The following is a 20,968-nucleotide window of genomic DNA, read 5'->3' on the forward strand; positions in this document are numbered from 1 at the left end:
GCCTTTTTTCTTGCAAATTTTTTAAATAAATTTTAAAAAAATTTCAAATACAATTTTTTTAACTCCCTTAAATATATAAAAGTTTCACAAAATTTTGCCTTTCTATTTTTTTTTTTTGAATAATGTGATATCATGTTAATAGGAAGAACTAAAGATAGACCAAAAATTAAAAAGGAGTGTGTCTTATGAAAAGAAAGTTTTATATTAAGCTTGGTTTTTTATTATTGCTAATGATGGTATTCTCTTCTTGCAAATCTCAGAAGGATACAACAGTAGCAAATACTTCCAATGCAAAAGAAGTTAGCCAAGAAAATGTGGGCGAAGAAAAAGAGGAAGAGATGGCGGATAAACTCTTTGTAGAAAAAGAAAATCCAAGAATTGTTGCCTTGTCAGTGAAGGCTGCAAAGGCCTTAAAATTTTTGGGTTATGAAAATGTTGTGGCAGTACCTAATGGAGCAGAATCTATTTATCCTGATGCCAGCTCAATAGGCGATGAAAAAGAGCCCGATTTTAAGCTTATAAATAACTTAAACGCAGATTATTTTTTTACAGATTCAAGTGTAACTTATGATAAACCTTTGGGACTAGACTTTGCTTCAGCTTCCTTTGAAACCTTAGAGGACACAAAAAATGGTCTCAACTTCTTTGCCAAGGGTTTGGGTTTAGATGAAGATGATGTCAAAGAAAAAATAGATTCATTAACAGAAAATATTTAGACTCATTAATTATTTTTATAAAATTTAAAAAATTTTATAAAAAGTATTTGACAAGTTGATTTTTGTCTCTTATAATAACAAACAAATCATAATTTTATTTATAAAAAATATTGGAAAAAACGAGTAGGTTTATTAAAGTTTTCAGAGAGTGGGCGTTTGGTGAAAGCCTATAATGGAGATAAATTCGAAAATCCTTTTTCTTTATGCAAGTCTGAACCTCAGTAAGATTTGCCGCTTTAGTAGGCGTTATCTATACTCGGCATTGATTGATGCTTGTTAAGAGAGCTTACATTTTTGTAGGAACTAAGGTGGTAACGCGATAATTCGTCCTTTGTCTATTATTTAGACAAGGGACTTTTTTTTATTTATAAAATTAAAAATTAGGAGGAAAAAATGAAAAACTTATCAAGAAGTCAGTTTACTCAAGTGAGCATAATGCTCTTTGGATTGTTCTTTGGAGCTGGAAATTTAATTTTCCCTCCATTTTTAGGAAATCAAGCAGGGAATAAAACTATAATTTCTCTTTTAGCTTTTTCTGTAACTGCAATTATCTTCCCAATACTTGGAGCTATAGCTGTTGGTAAGACTGACGGACTTAAAAACTTATCTTCAAGAGTTGGAGAAAAGTTTGCCTTAGTTTTTACTACTGCAATATACCTTTCAATAGGACCTGGTCTTGGAATACCAAGAGCTGGATCTGTTCCTTTTGAAATGGCAATAGCACCTTATGTACCAGAAACTTTTAACCTATCTCTTGTAAGGCTTGCCTATACATTTGTATTCTTTGCTGTTGCAATGTGGGTTTGCTTAAAGCCTAACAAGTTAGTTGCAAGAGTTGGAAAATATTTAACTCCAACACTTTTACTTTTAATATTTATAATGTTTGCAAAAGTTATGACTCTACCAAAGGTACCTTCAATGGCAAGTGGAAATTATAAGGATGCTCCAGTAGTTGCTGGTTTCCTTGCAGGCTATGACACCATGGATGCAGTTGCAGCCCTTAACTTTGGTTTTGTTGTCACTCTTGCTATAAGAAGATTTGGTGTTGAAGATAAGAAGCTTGTTACAGCTTACACTGCTAAGGCTGGTTTACTTGCAGGAAGTGTTTTGTTTGTAGTTTACCTAATGCTTTCAACAATGGGCATGGTTACATCAAAGGCTTTCGCTGGCGTAGAAAATGGTGCAGTTGTTCTTACAGAAGCTGTTAAGCTTGTATTTGGCAACTCTGGTTTAGTTCTTTTAGCTTCAATATTTACCCTTGCTTGTTTAACTACTTGCATAGGTTTAATATCAAGTGGATCTGAATATTTTTGCACACTATTTAATCGCAAGATGTCTTATGGCAGATGGGTTTTCCTTTGGACCTTCTTCTCCTTTGTAATGGCAAACTTTGGACTTAATAAACTTCTTGCTTTATCAGTGCCACTACTAACTGTTATATATCCAGTTGCCTTAGTCTTAATACTTCTAGGATTTACTCATGACTTTGTTGGTTACTCCAGACTTTCTTATAAGGCATCAGCCTTCTTTGCAGTTGGTTTACCACTTGTGTCTGTTGCTAAGTCAACCTTCCATATAAATCTACCTCTTTTGACAAAGTTTGAAGCAAGCCTTCCAATGGCATCAAGTGGTTTGTCTTGGGTCCTACCAAGTCTTTGTGCTGTAGTCTTAGTTGAAGGATACACAAGGCTAGTCTCACCATCAAAGGCTAAGGTAAAAGCAGAAAATTATATGTAAGATAAATTAGAAATTTAAAAACAGTCTCACATGATTAATGTGGGACTTTTTTATGCTTTCTTGCAAAGAGGATAAAAAAAATTTTTGATGCTTGTGATGAAAGGAAAATATGACAAATAAATTCTAATTGAATATAATTAAAAATTTTTTTGAATAGAAAAGTATTTTTGTTAAGAAAATTGGAAAAAGAAATATTATAATTATTTCGATAATTGTTATCAATTGACTTGATATTAAATAAAGAGAGGTGTTATATTTTGAAATTATACAAAAAATTATTTTCCTACATACCTGAGAGAAAACTTCACGGTATTCTTGCATGTCTACTTACGACCTTGGGCACTGTTTTAGAATTTTATGCCTATTATTTGATTTGGATTTTGCTAAAGAATGTATTTACTGGTGGGGTCTTATCAGAAGAAAGAAGTCTTGCAATAAAAATTTTATTTTTATTTATTGCCTATGGTCTTTTATACTTTATGGGTCTTTGGATGAGTCACTTAGCAGGTTTTAGACTTGAAACGCGTCTTCGTGAAAGAGGCATAAGGCATCTTCTTAGGGCGTCTAATACTTTTTTTGACCTACACAATTCTGGAGAAGTGAGAAAAATAATTGACAATAATGTGGAGCAAACTCACATGATTGTGGCTCATTTGATTCCAGATCAAACAGCAGCCTTTTTGACTCCCATACTTATGCTTATCTTGACCTTCCTATTGGATTTATACCTTGGAATATTTTTTATTGTCATTGTCCTAATAAGTTTAGTCCTTGTAAAAAATATGATGGGTGATCAGTCCTTTATGAAGAAGTACATGGATATGCTTGATGAAATGAATGCGGGTGCAGTTGAGTATGTAAGGGCTATGCCTGTAGTAAAGATTTTTAACGCACCCTTAATCGGTTTTAAAAAACTTTATGATTCGATTCTAATTTATAAAGACATGGTCTACAAGTATTCTATGTCTTGCAGGATTCCTTATGTCCTCTTCCAATGGCTTTTAAATATTTTTATAATTACGCCAATATTTTTGGGAATCTTTATGGTTAATAGGGGAGCTGATCCTGGTCTTTGGGCGGCAAAAATTTTATTTTTCACTTTATTCTCGGGGATATTCTATTTAAACACAATGAAAATTATGTATGTATCTATGTATATCTTCCAGGCAAATTCTGCTGTGGATAATCTTGAAAATTTATTCAAGGAAATGAAGGCGAAGGAAATAGAATTTGGAAACCAAAGGGAATTCCTAAACAAAAATATTGAATTTAAGAATGTAGACTTCTCCTATGACGTAGAAAATAAAATTTTAAATAACTTTTCTCTCAGTCTTGAAGAAGATAAGGTCTATGCCTTGGTGGGTAGTTCGGGTTCAGGTAAGTCAACTATAGCAAAATTAATTTCTGGTCTATACCCAGTTGACTCAGGAGAAATTTTAATTGGAAATAAAAATATTTCTTCCTATGACAAGGAAAGTCTTATGAAAAACATAGGAATTGTTTTTCAAAATCCACAACTCTTCCAAGGTATCTCCATTTTTGAAAATGTTAAGCTTGGAAAAAGTGATGCCTCTGATGAAGAAGTTTTAAGGGCATTAAGGCTTGCAAGGTGTGATGAATTTATAGACAAATTTAAAGATGGTTATGATGTAGTGATTGGAGCAGAGGGTGTAAATCTCTCTGGTGGAGAAAAGCAAAGGGTAAGTATTGCTAGAATTTTCCTAAAGGATCCAAAAATTATAATTATGGACGAAGCTTCAGCTGCAGCTGACCCTGAAAACGAGTATGAACTACAAAGAGCCTTTAAGGAATTAATAAAGAACAGGACTACAATTATGATTGCCCATAGGCTCACTTCCATAAGAGGGGTAGATGAAATTCTTTTGATTGAAGATGGAAAGCTAATTGAAAGAGGAAGTCACGATAAACTTTATAAGGAAGATGGTAAGTATAAGAAGTTTGTGGAAATGTATATGAAGGCAAATGAATGGAGGGTTGACTGATGAAAAATTATTTGAAAAATCGTTTTGGACTTACAGACAAGGGGGCAGAGGGTGCCCTTGTTGCAATAAGATATTCTAGTCTAAAGAGCCTTTCTTATATGCTACCTATGTTCCTTCTTATGTATGTACTGCAAGGCCTGTTAAATTTAGGAGACTTTAGTCCAAGGCTTTCGGTCATCGCCTATGTAATAATTGCCCTTCTCATGATTTTTGTAATTAATAGGGACTACATTACAACTTACAACGAAACCTATAAGGAATCTGCAAATCTTAGGATAGAAATTTCTGAAATAATTAAGGACCTGCCTCTTAGTTTTTATACAAGTAGAGATTTAACAGATCTTTCTCAAACAATAATGAAGGATGTAGAGGCAATTGAGCATGGTCTTTCTCATGCACTTTCAGGATTTTATGCCTTTATAATAAATCTAGTTATTATTTCCATTTTGTTACTAATTGGGAATTTAAAACTTGGGCTTGCAGTTATAGTGCCAATTTATATTTCTGCTATTTTGAATTTCCTTTCAAGCAAGATTCAAAAGAAGGGAGTGAGTTTCTATTATAAGGAGCAAAGGAAGTCCTCAAAGATGTTCCAAGAACTCATTGACCTATCTACAGAGATCAAGTCCTATAATTTGACTGAAGAAAAGGAAAAAAATGGCATTGACTTTGTTAGGTCCTTAGAAAAGAAACATATTAAATCAGAACTGGCACAAGTTATCCCCATTGTTTCTGCAGGAGTTGTGGCAAATTTATCTCTTGCCCTTGCAATATATGTTGGATTAAATAGCTTGATAGATGGAGAAATAAATATCTTGTATTTTGCGGGCTACTTATTTGCTTCAGCAAGATTAATTGATGGAGTCGCTGCCTTCAACGGATTTTATGCAGAGTTAATGTATATCGATTCGCCAGTTGAAAAGATAAAGGCACTTAGGAATGAAAAAATTCAAAGGGGAAATAGAGCAGACTTGAAGTCCTTTGACATTGATGGAAGGAAGCTTACTTTTTCTTATCTCCATGACAAAAAAGTTATAGATAATATTTCCTTTAAGGCCTTGCAGGGAAAGACTACTGCCCTTGTTGGTCCATCTGGTTGCGGTAAGTCCACCCTAATCAAATTAGTGGCAAGATTATATGATTATGACTCTGGAGAAATCAAAATTGATGGCAAGGAGATAAAAAATATTGCCACACAAGACTTGTTCAAACACATTTCCATGGTCTTTCAAGATGTAACCCTCTTTAATGGATCAGTAATGGAAAATATTAGGTTGGGTAGGTCCAGTGCCAGTGACGAAGAAGTCCTTGAAGCGGCAAGACTTGCCAACTGCGATGACTTTGTAAAGAAATTGCCAAGGGGATATGAAACAGAAATTGGCGAAAATGGATCTAACTTATCTGGAGGAGAGAGACAGAGAATATCCATAGCAAGAGCCTTTTTAAAGGATGCAGAAATAATCCTACTAGATGAAATTGCGGCATCACTTGATGTGGAAAATGAAAAATATATCCAAGAATCTCTAAATAAATTAATTAAAAATAAGACGGTGATGATAGTTTCCCATAGGATGAAATCAATCAGAAATGTAGATCAAATCATAGTTATGAAAGATGGAAAGATAGAAGATTTTGGAAAACACGATGAACTTTTAAAAAGTAGTAAAACCTACCAAAAGATGATGGAATCATCTAAAAAATCTGAAGAATTTATATATTAGGAGGAAAAAATGAATAAATTTGGGATTCGAGATTTAGTAAATGCCGGTGTATTTTCACTTTTAACTGTAATGGCAACTTGGTGTGGAGGTATGATAGGTTTTATACCTGTTCTTATGCCCCTAGTTCCCTTTGCTTGTGGTTTACTTTCAGGGCCAGTCTTTATGCTTTATTCAACAAAGATAGACAAGTTTGGCATGGTCTTAATAATGGGAATAGTTTTTGGACTTGTGTTTTCAATGTCAGGTCATGGGGCAATAGTTCTTCCTGCCATAATCGTCTTGTCCTTAATTTGTGAGATGATATTAAAAAATGGTGGTTACAAGTCAATAAAAACTGCAAGACTAAGCTACACAGTCTTTATGATTTTTGCAGCGGCAAATTTAATACCAATTTATTTTGCTAGGGATGCCTTCGTCCAATCCTTAATCGATAGAAATTATGGGGCTGAATTCGCAGAAAAATTATTATCAGTTATGCCAACCTGGTCCTTTATACCTGTTGTCCTAGTAGGTATGTTAGGTGGATATATAGGCTGCACTATTGGAATTAAAATCCTAAATAAGCACTTCAAAAAAGCAGGAATGGCTTAATGAAAATAGACTTTAGGACAAAAATATTTTTAACAAATGTAATAGGGATTGTTGCCATTGAAGGTTCTCTTGGAAGAAGATATTATTATCTTGGAATTTTAATAGCAATTTTTCCCTACTTACTTGCACTATTTGATAGAAAGTGGTCCCTTTTAATTAAGGGACTTTTATATACTTCTGTGGCAGTCTTAGGGGAAGGTCTTTTGCTTAATCTTTCGCAAAATTTCTTTACAATGATTTTAAATCTATATGTAGGAATAATTATAAGAGTTCTGCCTGGCTTTATGATGGGTTACTATGCTCTGGTTACAACAAAAATGAGTGATCTTGTTTACTCTTTGCAGAAAATAAGCTTGCCAATTTTTTTGATTATTCCAGTTTCTGTAATGTTTAGATTTTTTTATTCAATAAAGGAAGACTACAAGAAAATAAATGAGGCCATGTATATGCATGGACTAATTATGAAAAATTTTTTCAAAGACCCTGGTAAGATTTTGGAATATAAGTTTGTTCCACTTTTAATGATTACATCACAGACTGCTGATGATGTTGCCATATCAGCTATGACAAGGGGAATGAGAGTTGATGGAGAAAGGTCATCTATTTCTGATGCAAGCTTGAAGTTACAAGATTATGTCTTAATGATCTTTGGAATTTTTATAATTATTTTATTCATCAGGGTGAAAATATGTTAGAGTTTAAAAATTTTTCCTTAGCCTATGAAAATTATGAAGGCAAAGAAAATACAATATTTGAAAATATTAATCTGTCCTTTGAAGGGGGAAGTGTAAATGTAATAAGTGGAGAGTCAGGTTCAGGCAAGTCAACTTTTATAAAGTTAATTAACGGTATAATTCCAGAGATAAATAATGCCAAAATTTCGGGTCAGCTTTTATTTAAGGGGAAAAATTTATTTGACCAGGGCATAAGCGATAGGAGTCAATACATTTCCACAGTTTTTCAAAATCCCAAAAATCAATTTTACTGCATCAATTCAAGTGATGAAATGGCCTTTGCTCTTGAAAACAGAAATGTAAAAAGAGAGGAGATACTAAGTAAAATAGATTACTATACAAGGATTTTTGGGACAGATAAATTACTTGATAGAGATTTATTCAAATTATCAGGTGGTGAGAAACAACTTGTGGCAATTACATCTGTTGCCCTAATGGATAATGAAATTTATATTTTTGATGAACCCTCTGCCTCTCTTGATAATCAATCCATTGAAAGACTAAAAAATATTATTGAGATATTAAAGGAAAAGAAAAAAATTATAATTATTGCAGAGCATAGACTATACTACCTAAGGGACATAATGGAAAAGCTCTTTGTCATCGAGGACAAAAAAATAAATTCCTACGAAAGAGAAGAGCTTAATGATGAATTCATAAGAAATCATAAGCTGAGAACCCTAAGGGAAATAAATAAGGAAGATTTGAATAAGGATAAATACATAAAAAAATCTTTTTTCGATAAAAATTTTGATCATGACAAAATAATGGAGTGTCGAAACTTTCGTTGTAAGTATAAGGGAAGTGAGAAGGTAATTTTTGATTTTAACCTATCCTTTGACAGGGGAATTTATTTTCTAATTGGAGCAAATGGAATAGGCAAGACCTCTTTTATAAGAAATATTTGCGGACTTAATAAGGGGCAAAGGGGAGATTTATATTATGGGTCTGATAAAATAAAGAGGCCCTATGAAAAAATTTCTCTTGTAATGCAAGATGTGAACTATCAATTATTTACAGATTCAGTTTACTCAGAAATGTCCATAGTATCAGATGATGACCTTCTAAAGGAAAAAATCTTGCGTGATTTGGGACTTTGGGACAAGAAGGGCAGCCACCCTCAAGCCTTATCTGGAGGAGAGAAACAAAGACTTGCCCTTGGACTAGCCTTTGCCAGCAAGAAGGAAATAGTTTTGTTAGACGAACCAACTTCTGGCTTGTGTCTAAAGAATATGACAAAATTAATTAGCTTCTTAAAGGAAATGAAAAAGCAAAACAAAACAATTATTATAATCACACACGATTATGAATTTATTAAGAGTGCAGATGAAAATATTTTGGAGTTTGTAAATGAAAAATACTAATTATTTAGCTTCCTGGGACTTTGAGGTTGTCGATGATAATGATGATTTTATAGAGTATCAAGGAATAAGCCATCCTAAAAATAAAATGAAAAATTATAAACTTTTTCCAGGACTTATGCTGATGTATATTGACTTAAGAGAAAAGTATCAAGTGAAAGCTTCTGATAGTAAGGGAAATAAGGGTTATAGGATTTCTTATTGCTATGAAGGTAATTACTTTACTTATATTAACGATACAAAAATTTTAATAACGAGAGAAATTTTTATTGGCAAGGCACTTCCCTATGCACGGGAATCTTATACAACCAAGGACAGGGTTCAAGCCTTTAATTTTTTGATTTTTGAAAACGAAATAGATAAGGTTTCCTTTTCCGGTAAAATCCTAGTGGAATTTTTGAGAAAAATAAATTCAATAAAGGATATGGGTTTTGTCTATAAAAATGAAAGACTAATTCAAAGGGCCAATGAACTAATCCAAGTCCTAAAAAGTGAAAATGTCTTGGGGATTTCTATAAAGGCTCTGGATTTAATTTACGATATTACCATGGAAAAAACTTCAGAAATAAGAAAATCTTATCAAAAGGATGAAAGAAGCGAGGAAATTATTTTAATTGAAGAGTTTATTAAAGAGAATTTGGACAAGGATATTACTTTAGATTTGCTTACAAAGAAATTTAAGATTTCTAAGTCAAACTTAAATAATAAATTCATTAGAAAATTTCAGTACACTCCTATAAAGTACCTCAACAATTTAAGGATGATGAAGGCAGAAGAAATTTTGATGAATACAGATAAAAACATAACGGAAATTTCTATGGAACTTGGTGTCACAAGCCCATCAAATTTTACAAGGTCCTTTAAAAAATTTACAGGATTAAGTCCAAGTGAATACAGAAAAAAAGAAGCTCTAAAGGAATGAGCTTCTTTTTAATGTTTAAATTTTATAAAGTAAAGGAACCGATGTAATAATATTTGCCTGCGTCCTTTAAGTCGATTGTCCATTTTTTATTTATGCCAATAGTCTTTAGCATTTCTTCCATGTAGAATAAGATTACGCCCATGTCGATAAGTGATCTGTTGTCTTCATCAGATTTTACCATATAGGCATCAACTTCTGCTCCCTTAAGGACAAATCTCCATGGTTGGAAATTTTTGTGACTTGGTGCATATCTTACTGATGAAAATACATCAAAGACGCCATAGTTTTCTAATGTTTCTATGGAAATAGGATTTCCAATTGTATCTGCGAAGACAATTTCTTCTACGCTAAGTCTTGAACTTGTAACTTCTGGGTCAAATAATTTTTTCTTTTGTCCATAGCCAAGAGCAATTAGATAATCTATGCCTGTGCCATTTTCTCCGAAGATGGCTCTTTTTGTGTCTGCATCAACGCTATCAACTGTAATCCAACAAGTGTCTATGTCAAGGTCAACAATTTTTGTGTTTAATTTTTCTAGGCAGTAGCCACCCTTTAATATGTTAAGTGGTTTGTCTCCGTCAATGTCTAGTGCAATGTAGTGTGGAGCTTCTATCATGACTCCTGCATAGCCTGCTTTGCCTCTTAGTCCTTCAGCAACAATTTTCCCGTTTTCATAAAGAGAAAAACTTATGCCGCTTTCATTAGTTCCCATTTCGTCCATAAGTAATTTTATATTTTCCAAGGCATCTCTTGGAACTGTGTCCGTTTTAAAATTTCTGACAGACTTTCTTTTTTGCAAGAAATTTGTCATTAACATAGTAATACCCCCTAAACCAGTTTATATTTAAATTATATCACAATAGCAGGGTTAAAAAAATAGATTTAAAATATTTATGAAATAGTTTACACTAGAGTGGGAGGGATAATGTGAAATTAACATCTAGTCAATTAAAAGCTGTGGAACATTTCAAGGGACCTGCAATAGTTCTTGCTGTTCCTGGCGCAGGCAAGACAACTATGATTTTACATAGGACTAAGAGATTAATAGATAGGGGAGTGGACCCAAAGAGCATTCTTACCATTACTTTTTCCAAGGCGCAAGCTGTGGACATTAAGATGCGTTATAATTTAATGTTTGAGGATAAAAATGTAGTCTTTTCCACAATTCACGCCTTTTGTTATTCCATAGTTCGCGACTATTCTAAAAAATCTGGCAAGTCCCTTAGCCTCATTGATTCAAATTTAAAGAAAAAATATGAAATTTTAAGAGATATTTATAGAGATGTCAACAAAACTTATCCCACTGAAGAGCGAATTGAGACGGCAATTTCTGAAGTTGGCTACTGCAAAAATATGATGCTCAGTCCATCTTCCTTTGCCAAGACAAAAAGATGCGATACTGACAACTTCGTCAACTTTTATGTGACCTATGAAAAGTATAAAAAGGACAAAAATTTAATTGACTTTGACGACATGATAAATCTAGCTTATGAGATTTTAAAGACCGATGCTTCTATAAGAAAAAAATATAGAGATAGGTTCAAATTTATTCAGCTTGACGAGGGGCAAGATACAAGTAGGAGTCAGTTTCAAGTTTTAAAACTTTTGGCTAAGCCTGATGACAATTTATTTGTTGTTGCCGACGACGACCAGTCAATTTACGGCTTTAGGGGCGCCAGCACTGAAGAACTTTTTAAGCTGCAAAAGGACTATGAGGACATTGCGACTTTTTACATGGAAGAAAATTTTCGTTCTACAAAAAATATTGTAAACATTGCAAATATTTTTATTGCCCAAAATGAAAATCGCTTCGAAAAAACTGTTGTCACAGACAATCCCTTTGCTAAGCCTGTAAATATTATTAAGGTCAAGGAGCCCAAGGACCAGTATGCCTTTATCGAAAGGGAGCTTCAAAAGGAGGCAGGGGACCTTTGTGTTTTATACAGAAATAATCTATCCAGCATTGGTCTTGTGGAGTATTTTGAGAGAAAAAATTATGCTTTTAATATAAAGGACAAAAAGACTAAGTTCTTCTCTCACTTTATAACTCGCGATATTTTAGATATTTTAAATTTTTCACGTGACCTTTCCGATATTGAGCTCTATGAAAAATTTTACTTTAAATTAGATGGATACATTTCCAAAAAGCACATCGACTATATGAAGAGAAATAGGGGCAAAAATATTTTTAATATTTTAAAGGACTATCCAGGACTTCCATCTTACTACCACAAAAATATTAACAAGTTATTAGTTGGCTTTAAAAAAATTGCAAGATCTAATGTCTACGATGCCATTAATTTTATTGACAAGGAAATGGGTTATGGAAAATATTTAAGAGAAAATGCCAAGAGATTCATGGAAACAGAGGCGACTTTAAACGAATACCTCTATTATTTAAAGTTAATTGCAAAAAGCACTGAGTCTTTGGATTTATTTATTGGCAGATTAAAGGAGTTGGAGTACGACCTCTTGAAGCCAAGAACTAATAAGGCAAATTTAACTTTTTCAACTATTCATTCAGCCAAGGGGCTTGAGTTTTCCCGAGTTTTTGTTGTAGACTTATATGAGGGGACTTTGCCCTCCACTGCAAGTCTTGATGCCATAAGAGAAGATGAAGAACTTTTTTGCGAAGAGCGAAGACTCTTTTATGTTGCCATGACTAGGGCAAAAAATGAATTATATTTAATGTACTCCCGATACACAAATGGAATGAAAAATGAAATTTCTTCTTTTGTAACAGATTTAGAAACTTTGGCAGGTGATTAAAATGGATTTAAATGAAGAGATAAGAAAAATTATAAAAATAAAAGATGATATGCTCTTAAACAGTCTCTTTGATGAGTATCACCCTGTAGATATTGCCCTTGAAGCAGAGGACTTGCAAGATGAGGACCTGGAAACTTTTGTCAGCCTAGTTAGCCACGATAACATGGCACTTCTCTTTGAATCGGCAGAAGATGACCTAAGCGCAAGGATGATGGCATATTTTACTGATGATGATTTAATAGATATTTTTGCTCACATGGAAACTTCAATAGTTGCCGACCTTTTGGGTGTTCTTTCCACTGTGAGGAGAAAGGCAATCTTATCTTCAATGAAAAGTGCAGAGAAAAACACCTTGAAGATGATACTTTCCTTTGACGAAGAGTCTGCCGGCGGTATCATGACCACAAATTTTATTGCCCTAAAGGAAAATTTGACGGCAGAAGAAGCTATAAAAAAACTTAGGGCAATTTCACCTGAGACGGAAATTATTGACGAAATTTTTGTAACAGACGATTATCACAGACTGCAAGGCATTGTGACAATTAGGGACCTTTTGGTTTCCAATGCAAAGACAGCTTTAAGAGATATCTTGGAAGAAGTGGACTTTTATGTATATGGCACTGACGACCAAGAAGTTGCAGCAAACCTCTTTAGCAAGTACGAGCTTGACATTTTGCCAGTAGTAAACAGCAACATGGCAATCCTGGGCGTTATTACATCAGAAGACATTATCGCCATCATCGACCAAGAGCACAACGAAGATATTTTGCAGATGCACGGTGTTAATGCAGACGAAGTTTACGACTCAACTTGGTTTGACTCCTTTAAGAGCAGGATTCCCTGGTTAATTGTAAATTTATTGACAGCCTTTTTGGCATCATCTGTTGTAAAGGGCTTTGAGTCCACAATTTCACAGGTAGTCGTCCTATCTGCAGCCATGCCAATTGTAACGGGAATGGGCGGCAACGCAGGCTCACAAACTCTTTCAATTATACTTACATCACTCGCTCGTGGTGAGTTGTCCCTCAAAGAGGATTATAAACTCATCTTTAAGGAAATATTTTTGGGACTTTTTGAAGGAGCCATTATAGGAATTTTGGCGGCAGGAGTTTTTGTATTTTGGCATCACAATATCTATTTAGGATTTATTTTATTCTTAGCCATGATTGCCAACATGATAATTGCCTGCTCCATGGGCTTTCTCATTCCACTGGTCTTGGATAAAATGAAAATTGATCCAGCCATAGCCTCATCAATTTTTCTCACAACATTTACAGATGTATTTGGATTTTTTATCTTCTTAGGGCTTGCCACAGTTTTCTTGCCATTTTTAATATAAAAATAAGCCACAGTTTACTTTATGATTTTTAGTAAGCTGTGGCTTTTTTTAATCTCTTTCTTTATAGTTTTGTATTTCTCTCTGACTTGAAACTACAACTTTTCCATCGCTGTCAAAAAGGGGAGTGATGCTGATTCCGTAGCCTGCATTTAGGTGTATATAGTTAACTCCCGTCTCAGTGTCTAATAGAATTTGTATTGACTCAGTGAGAGAGCCCTCCTTAAAAATTTTTATAAATCTTTTGTCTTCTCTATCTTTAAACATATTAACCTCACAATACTTTTTCATAGGCAAATCTTTCACTTTTGCCACCAAGATAAACTAATCCCACATAAGAATATTCCATTGAATTTAAAAGATTTTGCATGGACTTATTTTCTCTGTGGGTGTCAATGCGAACTGATTTAAAATTATTTTCCCTTGCATAGGCTTCTGCAAATTCAATAATTTTTCTGCCGTAGCCCTTTTTTCTCTCACTTGCAAGGCTTCCAATCCTGTGAAGAGCCACATAGGGCCTTGGACTTTTCCATTCTCCAGCTAAATTATTTTCATAGTCCTCATCATGGTCGTAAATTATTACAGTGGACACTACTTTTCCCTGGTCTTCTAAGACATAAATATTTCTGTTTTCAATAAGGACTTTAAAATTATTTAAATTTGGCTTGTCAGCTCCCTGCCACTGGTTTATGCCCAGCGATTTTAATTTAAGAGAGCCATCTTCATAAATTTTTTCGATTTTTTCTCTATCTAATTCTTTTGCAAGTCTAAATTCCATGTTTCCTCCAAAACTACAGGCACATTATCCGATATTTCCAGTGAATTTCTCGTGACTAGGCAGTCGTAGGCGAGAATTTTTACTCCAGCCTCCCTTGCCCTTAAAAGTCCCTGTGAAAAATTTTTATCTGTCAGGTAATTTGGCGTGAAAAACTTTACGCCCTTCATTTGAATTACAAAGAGGATGTAAGTTAAGTATTGGCCACTAGCATCAATGAGACCATTTATATGCTTAAGTCCCCTTGTAGTTGGCGCATCGGGGAAGGCGACGATGCCCTTATTTTCAAGAGTCACGCCCTTGACTTCTAGGAGAGCTCTTTTGCCTTCGCCTTCTAAATAAAAATCAAAGCGGGAATCACCATGAGAGTATTCTCTTTTTATTTTATTATATTTAAAGCCAAGGTCAATTTTATTTTGCAAAAATGCCTGATAAGCCACCTCGTTGGGAGCCTGTGAGTCAATATTTATAATTTTATCGCCCTTCATGACAGCAATGAGGGTGTAGGAAGTCTTTCTGTTGGGACTGTCATTGTAGGTAAGAAAAACTGTGGCACCTTCTGTTAAAATTTCCTTGCACCTGCCAGTGTTTGGCACATAGACAGTAAGAGTCAAGAAACCCTTTTTGCAAAGAGCGATAAATCTATTTTTTCTATATAAAAATTCTGCTTTTAAAACACTCTTGTATTTCATAATTCACCCCAAAATATTATACAGTGAACTTTAAAATATGTAAAACTTGTTGTATCATAGGGTAAAGGAGTGAGGACATGGATGTATTAGTTGTAATTGACATGCAAAATGATTTTATAAGTGGCTCTCTAAAGGGAAGGGACACAGAAAAACTTTTAGATAAAGTTGTAGAGAAGGTAAGAGAATTTAAGGGAGAAATAATTTACACCTTAGACACCCATTATGAAGATTATTTAAAGACAAAAGAAGGAGAAAATCTTCCAATAGAACACTGCATAAAGGGTACATGGGGTCACGAAATTGCAGATGAGTTAAAGGAAACAAAAAGCTTTGATAGGGCAAAAAAATTTGAAAAAAATACTTTTGCATCAATCGAACTGGGAGAGTATTTAAAAAGTTTAGATGAAAAAGAGGGCATAGATAGCATTTATTTCTTGGGACTTGTTACAGATATTTGCGTAGTTTCCAATGCCCTATTGGTAAAGGGATTTTTGCCAGAAAAAAATATTTATATCTACAAAGATTTGACAGAGGGACTTACAGAGGAAAAGAAAGCAGCAGCCATAAGTGTAATGGAATCTTGCCACATAAAGGCTATTTAAATTTTTTATTACTGCTCAAGGGAAATTTTTAGTGGTAAAAATTTATAGGTAAAGAGAAAAAAGACAGGGGGACTGTCTTTTTTGCGTTATTTTTAAATTTATTCTGAAATTATTTTTGGCTCGCCAATATTTAAGGAGTAATAGTAAATTTTTGCCGCGTCTTCTACATATTCGGCTGATAAAAAGGCAGACTCCATGTCCTTGCCGCAAGAGACAACTCCATGATTTGCTAGTAGGCAGGAGTTTGATTTTTTCAAGTAGGGAAGGATAGACCTTGCAAGTTCAAAAGAACCTGAAGGCTCAAAGGGAGCTACTTCAATTTCGCCACCTAAAAAGGGTTCCATCTCAATTAAAATTAGGGGAATCTTTTTCCGTGAAACTGCAAAGGCTGTGGCAAAACTTGAATGAGTGTGTACTATAGCATTGTAGGCTGGATAATTTTTATAAATTTCCGCGTGCATCATCCACTCTGAGGAAGGTTTTTTGTCTCCCTCTAAAATTTCACCCTTAAAATTTATTTTTACAATGTCATCTTCTGTAATTTCTAAGTAGTCCATGCCACTTGGGCTAATGTAAATTTCATCACCTTGACCCCTAAGGCTTAAATTGCCGCTAGTGCCTGCCACTAATTTTTTATCTAAAAGTTTTTTTCCATATTCTACTAAAATTTTTCTGTTATTCATGTCGCACCTCAAATATAATTTATCACATCTTACCTGCAATTGACAATTGCTTATCCTGTGTTAGACTAAAGATAAATGGAGAGATACTATGTTAAAGAAAAAAATTTTTGAAAATTATAAAAAAAGTGCAGACTATATTTTAGAAAAGATAAAAACAAGGCCAGAGCTTGCCATAATTCTCGGCACAGGTCTTGAAAATCTTTTAGATGAAATGGAAGATAAGCTAGAAATTGACTACAGAGATGTGCCAAATTTTTTGGTTTCCACAAGTAATAGTGAGGGGAAATTTATTTTTGGAAAATTATCAGGCAAGTTTGTAATTTGCATGACCAAAAGATTTCACTACTATGAAGGCTATGACTTTGACGAACTTGCCATGCCAGTTTATGTTTTAAAACTCCTTGGGGTGAAAAATTTAATTCTCACAAATGCAGCAGGTGCTGTAAATTATAATTTTTTCCCAGGAGATATTTGCCTAATTAGAGACCATATAAATTTTGCTGGCCTTAGTCCTACAAGGGGCAACAATTTATCAGAATTTGGCGAAAGATTTTATCCTATTGACAATTTATATGACAAGGAACTTCGCAGCCTTGCAAAAAAATCTGCCCTTGAAGAGGGGATTGAATTAAAGGAAGGAGTTTACTTCTTCACCGTGGGACCATTTTTTGAATCGCCATCAGAAATTAGGGCCATAAGAAGTCTTGGCGGCGACTTAGTTGGCATGTCAACTATTACAGAAACTTTGACGGCTGGTCACTGTGGCATAAGGGTCCTTGCCTTTTCAGTTGCCACAAATTATTCCTCTGATCGCATAGAGAATATGGACGGAAGCGAAGTTGAAGATGTGGCAAGGGAAGTTTCGCCAAAATTAAAAAATTTGATTGTGAAAATAATTGGGGAGTTGGAATAAATGAAGAGACAAGATTATGATATGCCCTTTATGCTAAGATATGAAAATGTTGCTTGGTATGAAGATGGAGAAGTTAGGATTTTAGACAGAAGAGTCTATCCAAAGGAAATACGCTTTGAAATATGTAGGACTCACAAGGAAGTTGCAAAAGCCATAAAGGACATGGTGACACAGTCAGCAGGACCCTACACAGCAGCAGGAATGGGCATGGCACTTGCAGCCTATGAGGCGAGAGAGTTAAAGGGAGAAGATTTATTAAACTTCTTAGAAGATGCAGCAGAGACAATTTCTACTGCAAGACCAACTACATCTACAAGACTAAAAAAAGTCACTAGAGGGTCTATAGAAGCTGCCAAAAAGGCAATGGAAAGTGGAGATGATGTAGTGGAAGCACTTTTTCAAGAATCTATAAATTCTTTAAACAGAAGATACAGCGCCATGAATGAAGTTGCAAAATATCTCTGCGATTTGATACCTGATGGTGGAAAAGTTTTGACCCAATGTTTTGCCGAGACAATTATTGGCACAATGACAAGGACTTTAAAAGAGCAAGGGAAGGATGTTAAATTCTACTGCACCGAAACTAGACCCTACTATCAAGGGGCAAGGCTCACTGCAACTTGCATAAGCCAAATGGGTTTTGACACCACAGTCATAACAGACAATATGGTTGCCTACACCATGGAAAATATAGGCATAGACTTATTTACATCGGCATCGGACACAATTACCCTTGATGGTCATGTGGCAAATAAAGTTGGCACTCATCAAATTGCTCTTGTGGCTCGCCAGTTTAAGGTGCCCTTTTATGTAACGGGTATGCCAGATGGGGAAAAGAAAGCTAAAGACGATATAGTAATTGAACTTCGTGACCCTTCACTTGTATTGGGAGACCACACAGCAAGGGGAGTAAAGGCAATTTATCCTTCCTTTGACATAACGCCACCAGAACTCATCACTGGCTTTGTGACAGACAAGGGAATCTATAAGCCAAGTGAACTGAAAAAATATTTAGAGACAGATCACAAAAGTTATTATTAATTTTAAAAATTTGCATGAAAAAAGGAGAGCAGTTCGAGTTTACTGTTCTCCTTTTTGTTTTCTAATCATTAATATTATTTTTGCAAGTAGTTCATGAATTTTTAAATATAAATCTTGTATTCTAGCTTTTATTAGACTTTCCTCACAAGTGTAAGAAAAACTAACTCGCTTGCCATCTTCGTCATCATACCAGCAACTACCCATAATAAATCCTTTTTCTTTGCATTCTTTTCGCATTTTCTTTTCTAATTTATATCTAAAAATTATTTTTCTAAAAAATTTCATAGTTTAATTATTTAAAGAAATTAGTTATACCATTATTTAATTCATCAATAGATACTTCAAATTATCTGTTTTCAGAATCTAAGAAAATTACAGAATTATCGGACTTTGCAAAAACAAGATTTGTACATAATACACATACAAAAACTAATGAAGTTATTAAGTTAAAATTTTTTAACTTCAAGTTATAACCTCCTATTTAAACAACATTAAGAAAAAGGTTTAATTATGAATAATAAAACCATTATTAATTAATAATATAAAATATCTTAAAAAAGTGTTACGAAAATAAAGTTAATTATGAACCAAATCATCTTAAATAGAAGTTCAAAAAGTGTAAAGGCAATGGCGTACCAGCCAATGAAATTAATTTTTGATCTTCCAATAAACTCTCTGCTGTAAAGAGTGATTGCAGTTAAGACAGAAAGCACAACTAATAAAAATGTGGCAAGAGGCATTGCTGTCAAGGCTTGCAACATATTGTATTTTAAGAAGCCACCAAAGGGTGAAATTAAAAAGCCAAGGAACAAAAATACCTTACAAATTATCCAGTTTATAAGGGCGAATTTTTTCACTTCAGGATAAGATGTGTCAATGTCGTCTCTGTCAGTTGCAATATTAAGTGGTACATAAAATTCAAAATAGTCAAAGACCATTTTAAGAATTAAAAATAAAATTAAAATAAATCTAAAGGACCCGCTGCCAATTAAAAGTGCAATGGCATTTAATAGTGCGCCTATTCCAATTACAATTTTACTTTCCTTTGAGCCAAAGTCACCAACGTAATTTGAAATCTTGTTGGTAATTTTACTTAAAAAGTCTAAAACCTTGTCGAGACCCTTCATGGATTTTTGTGAAATTTTTGTTTCCACGTCACTTACCTTGTTGGATAGGTCTTCTTCAATAACCTTGTCAACCTTTGAATCCACAGAATTTATTTCCTTGACAGGTTTTTCTCCCTTGTCTTTAAAGGAAAATAGTGCCTTGAGATTTTTAGATTTTTTCTCTTTAAGAGGAGTTTCTGCCTCTTTTTCTAGTGGCTTAACTTTTTCTGAAGCTTTTGAATCCTTAGAAATTTTTTCTTGGCCAGAAGCTTTAATTTTATCATGGTCTTTTTTGTCAGAAATAATTTCTTTTGATTTTTTTCCTTCTTCAGCTTCTTTTGCTTTTTTCTTTTTTTCCTTTTCAGATTTTTTTATGGCATTTTCAATATCAATCTTTGGAGTGGAAAGAGTGTTCTCAAAAGTTTTTTCTGAATCCTCAAGAGACTTGCTAATCTCCAAATTTCTTGTATCTTCTTTTTTCTTGCTGTCGTCTTTAATGCTTGAGAAAATAGAAAATTCATCGTCTTCTTCATTAATAAAATTTTTCCACTTTTCTTTTAAAGAAAATTTCTTAGGGTTTTCAATTTTTATATTTTCTAAATCATAGGAACTTTCAAAAGAATCATCCTTAGAGATGCTAGCTTGTGAAGATTTTTCTTCCTTTGCAGGAGAAGAAGTTTTTTCTTTTTCCTTATAATTTGATTTTTTAAGCTCTTCTTGAACTCTTCTAACCAGTTCTTTTTGGCTCATGCCAAAATCAGATTTAATATCACTATTGGCTGCTAAAAATTCTTTGTCAGTTTTTTTTGTGTCAATAGGATCAAGTTTCTTTTCAGAAGTTTTAGATTTTTTTTCTATATCAATATCCTTTGCAGGAGATTTTTTAATTATCTTTTCCTTTGCAGGTGATTTTGATTGGACATTGCCCTTTTGGTAGTCTTCAATATTTTTGGAAATTTTTCTGTCTACTTCAGCAATAATGTTTTTGAGTTCATCAGTGGTGTCAATGGCATCAAGAGACTTTGGATTAAAGACTCTAGTGTGTTCAGAAACTTTTTTTACCTTAGTAGTGTCTTCTTTTTTGTCATCTCCCTTGGATGTAATTCTTACCTTGACATCCTTTAAGTTGTGACCACAGGAAGCACAAAAGTTGTCCTCTTTAGAGACAGGATTTCCACATTTTGGACAAAACAATTTAGCACCTTCTTTCATTATTTCTATTAAAATATTATAACATATTTTTACTAGTGGACAAATCTTTTATAT

At 33.8% G+C, this 20,968-nt stretch carries 20 protein-coding genes and 1 other annotated feature; of the genes, 13 read left to right on the forward strand and 7 right to left on the reverse strand.

Annotated elements, in window-relative coordinates; genetic code table 11:
- Nucleotides 1-185 precede the first annotated feature (185 nt).
- The 8 genes from HGPG_RS01255 (at nt 186) to HGPG_RS01290 (ending at nt 9,785) form a co-directional block, all read left to right on the forward strand.
- Nucleotides 186-716 carry a substrate-binding domain-containing protein gene (locus HGPG_RS01255; protein ID WP_019124233.1) on the forward strand — a complete coding sequence of 177 codons (531 nt, stop codon included), beginning with the start codon at nt 186-188 and terminating at the stop codon, nt 714-716.
- A gap of 102 nt (nt 717-818) precedes the next feature.
- Nucleotides 819-1,051: a binding site (T-box leader), on the forward strand.
- Between the two features lie 58 nt (nt 1,052-1,109).
- Nucleotides 1,110-2,453 (forward strand): branched-chain amino acid transport system II carrier protein, encoded by a 1,344-nt coding sequence (gene brnQ, locus HGPG_RS01260; protein WP_019124234.1) that lies wholly within the window; start codon nt 1,110-1,112, stop codon nt 2,451-2,453.
- 257 nt (nt 2,454-2,710) lie between these two features.
- Nucleotides 2,711-4,456: an ABC transporter ATP-binding protein gene (locus tag HGPG_RS01265; protein WP_019124235.1), complete on the forward strand. Its 1,746-nt coding sequence runs from the start codon at nt 2,711-2,713 to the stop codon at nt 4,454-4,456.
- Entirely contained in the window at nt 4,456-6,177 is a 1,722-nt protein-coding gene (locus HGPG_RS01270) for an ABC transporter ATP-binding protein (protein ID WP_019124236.1), read from the forward strand. The genes HGPG_RS01265 and HGPG_RS01270 overlap by 1 nt, the downstream gene beginning before the upstream one ends.
- Nucleotides 6,178-6,186: 9 nt before the next feature.
- Nucleotides 6,187-6,768, forward strand: coding sequence for an MptD family putative ECF transporter S component (locus tag HGPG_RS01275; RefSeq protein WP_019124237.1), 582 nt, complete (start codon nt 6,187-6,189; stop codon nt 6,766-6,768).
- The gene (locus HGPG_RS01280) at nt 6,768-7,463 is read left to right on the forward strand and encodes an energy-coupling factor transporter transmembrane component T family protein (protein ID WP_019124238.1); all 696 of its coding nucleotides are present in this window, start codon (nt 6,768-6,770) and stop codon (nt 7,461-7,463) included. The genes HGPG_RS01275 and HGPG_RS01280 overlap by 1 nt, the downstream gene beginning before the upstream one ends.
- Nucleotides 7,457-8,866, forward strand: a complete 1,410-nt coding sequence (locus tag HGPG_RS01285; RefSeq protein WP_019124239.1) for an ATP-binding cassette domain-containing protein — start codon at nt 7,457-7,459, stop codon at nt 8,864-8,866. The genes HGPG_RS01280 and HGPG_RS01285 overlap by 7 nt, the downstream gene beginning before the upstream one ends.
- On the forward strand, nt 8,853-9,785 hold the full coding sequence (locus tag HGPG_RS01290) for a helix-turn-helix domain-containing protein (RefSeq protein ID WP_019124240.1): 933 nt from the start codon (nt 8,853-8,855) through the stop codon (nt 9,783-9,785). Before HGPG_RS01285 ends, HGPG_RS01290 begins: the two co-directional genes overlap by 14 nt.
- Before the next feature lie 22 nt (nt 9,786-9,807).
- Here the strand turns inward: HGPG_RS01290 and HGPG_RS01295 are convergent, their stop codons facing one another.
- A complete protein-coding gene (locus tag HGPG_RS01295; protein WP_019124241.1) occupies nt 9,808-10,602 on the reverse strand; it encodes a nitroreductase family protein in 795 nt (264 codons plus the stop codon).
- A 110-nt stretch (nt 10,603-10,712) separates the two neighbouring features.
- Between HGPG_RS01295 and HGPG_RS01300 the strand changes: the two genes are divergently transcribed.
- Nucleotides 10,713-12,554, forward strand: coding sequence for an ATP-dependent helicase (locus HGPG_RS01300; protein WP_019124242.1), 1,842 nt, complete (start codon nt 10,713-10,715; stop codon nt 12,552-12,554).
- A 1-nt stretch (nt 12,555) separates the two neighbouring features.
- Entirely contained in the window at nt 12,556-13,893 is a 1,338-nt protein-coding gene (gene mgtE / locus HGPG_RS01305; protein ID WP_019124243.1) for a magnesium transporter, read from the forward strand.
- Nucleotides 13,894-13,941: 48 nt separating this feature from the next.
- Here mgtE and HGPG_RS01310 read toward each other — a convergent pair whose 3' ends face one another.
- Genes HGPG_RS01310 through sfsA form a run of 3 tightly spaced genes read right to left on the reverse strand, consistent with a single transcriptional unit; the run spans nt 13,942 to nt 15,357 of the window.
- A complete protein-coding gene (locus tag HGPG_RS01310; protein ID WP_036731361.1) occupies nt 13,942-14,157 on the reverse strand; it encodes a DUF6440 family protein in 216 nt (71 codons plus the stop codon).
- 7 nt (nt 14,158-14,164) lie between these two features.
- Nucleotides 14,165-14,668, reverse strand: a complete 504-nt coding sequence (locus HGPG_RS01315) for a GNAT family N-acetyltransferase (protein WP_019124245.1) — start codon at nt 14,666-14,668, stop codon at nt 14,165-14,167.
- Complete coding sequence (gene sfsA, locus HGPG_RS01320; RefSeq protein ID WP_019124246.1) at nt 14,641-15,357, reverse strand: DNA/RNA nuclease SfsA; 717 nt, start codon at nt 15,355-15,357, stop codon at nt 14,641-14,643. Before sfsA ends, HGPG_RS01315 begins: the two co-directional genes overlap by 28 nt.
- A gap of 77 nt (nt 15,358-15,434) precedes the next feature.
- Here sfsA and HGPG_RS01325 point away from each other — a divergent pair, with 77 nt between their 5' ends.
- The gene (locus tag HGPG_RS01325) at nt 15,435-15,959 is read left to right on the forward strand and encodes a cysteine hydrolase family protein (RefSeq protein WP_019124247.1); all 525 of its coding nucleotides are present in this window, start codon (nt 15,435-15,437) and stop codon (nt 15,957-15,959) included.
- A gap of 98 nt (nt 15,960-16,057) precedes the next feature.
- Here the strand turns inward: HGPG_RS01325 and HGPG_RS01330 are convergent, their stop codons facing one another.
- Nucleotides 16,058-16,642: a class II aldolase/adducin family protein gene (locus HGPG_RS01330; RefSeq protein ID WP_019124248.1), complete on the reverse strand. Its 585-nt coding sequence runs from the start codon at nt 16,640-16,642 to the stop codon at nt 16,058-16,060.
- 88 nt (nt 16,643-16,730) lie between these two features.
- Between HGPG_RS01330 and HGPG_RS01335 the strand changes: the two genes are divergently transcribed.
- Together HGPG_RS01335 and HGPG_RS01340 are read left to right on the forward strand one after the other, a co-directional pair.
- The gene (locus HGPG_RS01335; protein ID WP_019124249.1) at nt 16,731-17,555 is read left to right on the forward strand and encodes a purine-nucleoside phosphorylase; all 825 of its coding nucleotides are present in this window, start codon (nt 16,731-16,733) and stop codon (nt 17,553-17,555) included.
- Nucleotides 17,556-18,596, forward strand: a complete 1,041-nt coding sequence (locus HGPG_RS01340; RefSeq protein ID WP_019124250.1) for a s-methyl-5-thioribose-1-phosphate isomerase — start codon at nt 17,556-17,558, stop codon at nt 18,594-18,596.
- 39 nt (nt 18,597-18,635) lie between these two features.
- Here HGPG_RS01340 and HGPG_RS01345 read toward each other — a convergent pair whose 3' ends face one another.
- Together HGPG_RS01345 and HGPG_RS01350 are read right to left on the reverse strand one after the other, a co-directional pair.
- Entirely contained in the window at nt 18,636-18,881 is a 246-nt protein-coding gene (locus HGPG_RS01345; protein WP_187115836.1) for a hypothetical protein, read from the reverse strand.
- A gap of 266 nt (nt 18,882-19,147) precedes the next feature.
- Nucleotides 19,148-20,914 (reverse strand): zinc ribbon domain-containing protein, encoded by a 1,767-nt coding sequence (locus HGPG_RS01350; RefSeq protein WP_036731176.1) that lies wholly within the window; start codon nt 20,912-20,914, stop codon nt 19,148-19,150.
- Between the last annotated feature and the right edge of the window lie 54 nt (nt 20,915-20,968).

It is taken from the genome of Peptoniphilus grossensis ph5 (assembly GCF_000311825.1).
In the GTDB taxonomy this organism is placed as follows: Bacteria; Bacillota; Clostridia; order Tissierellales; family Peptoniphilaceae; genus Peptoniphilus_A; species Peptoniphilus_A hominis.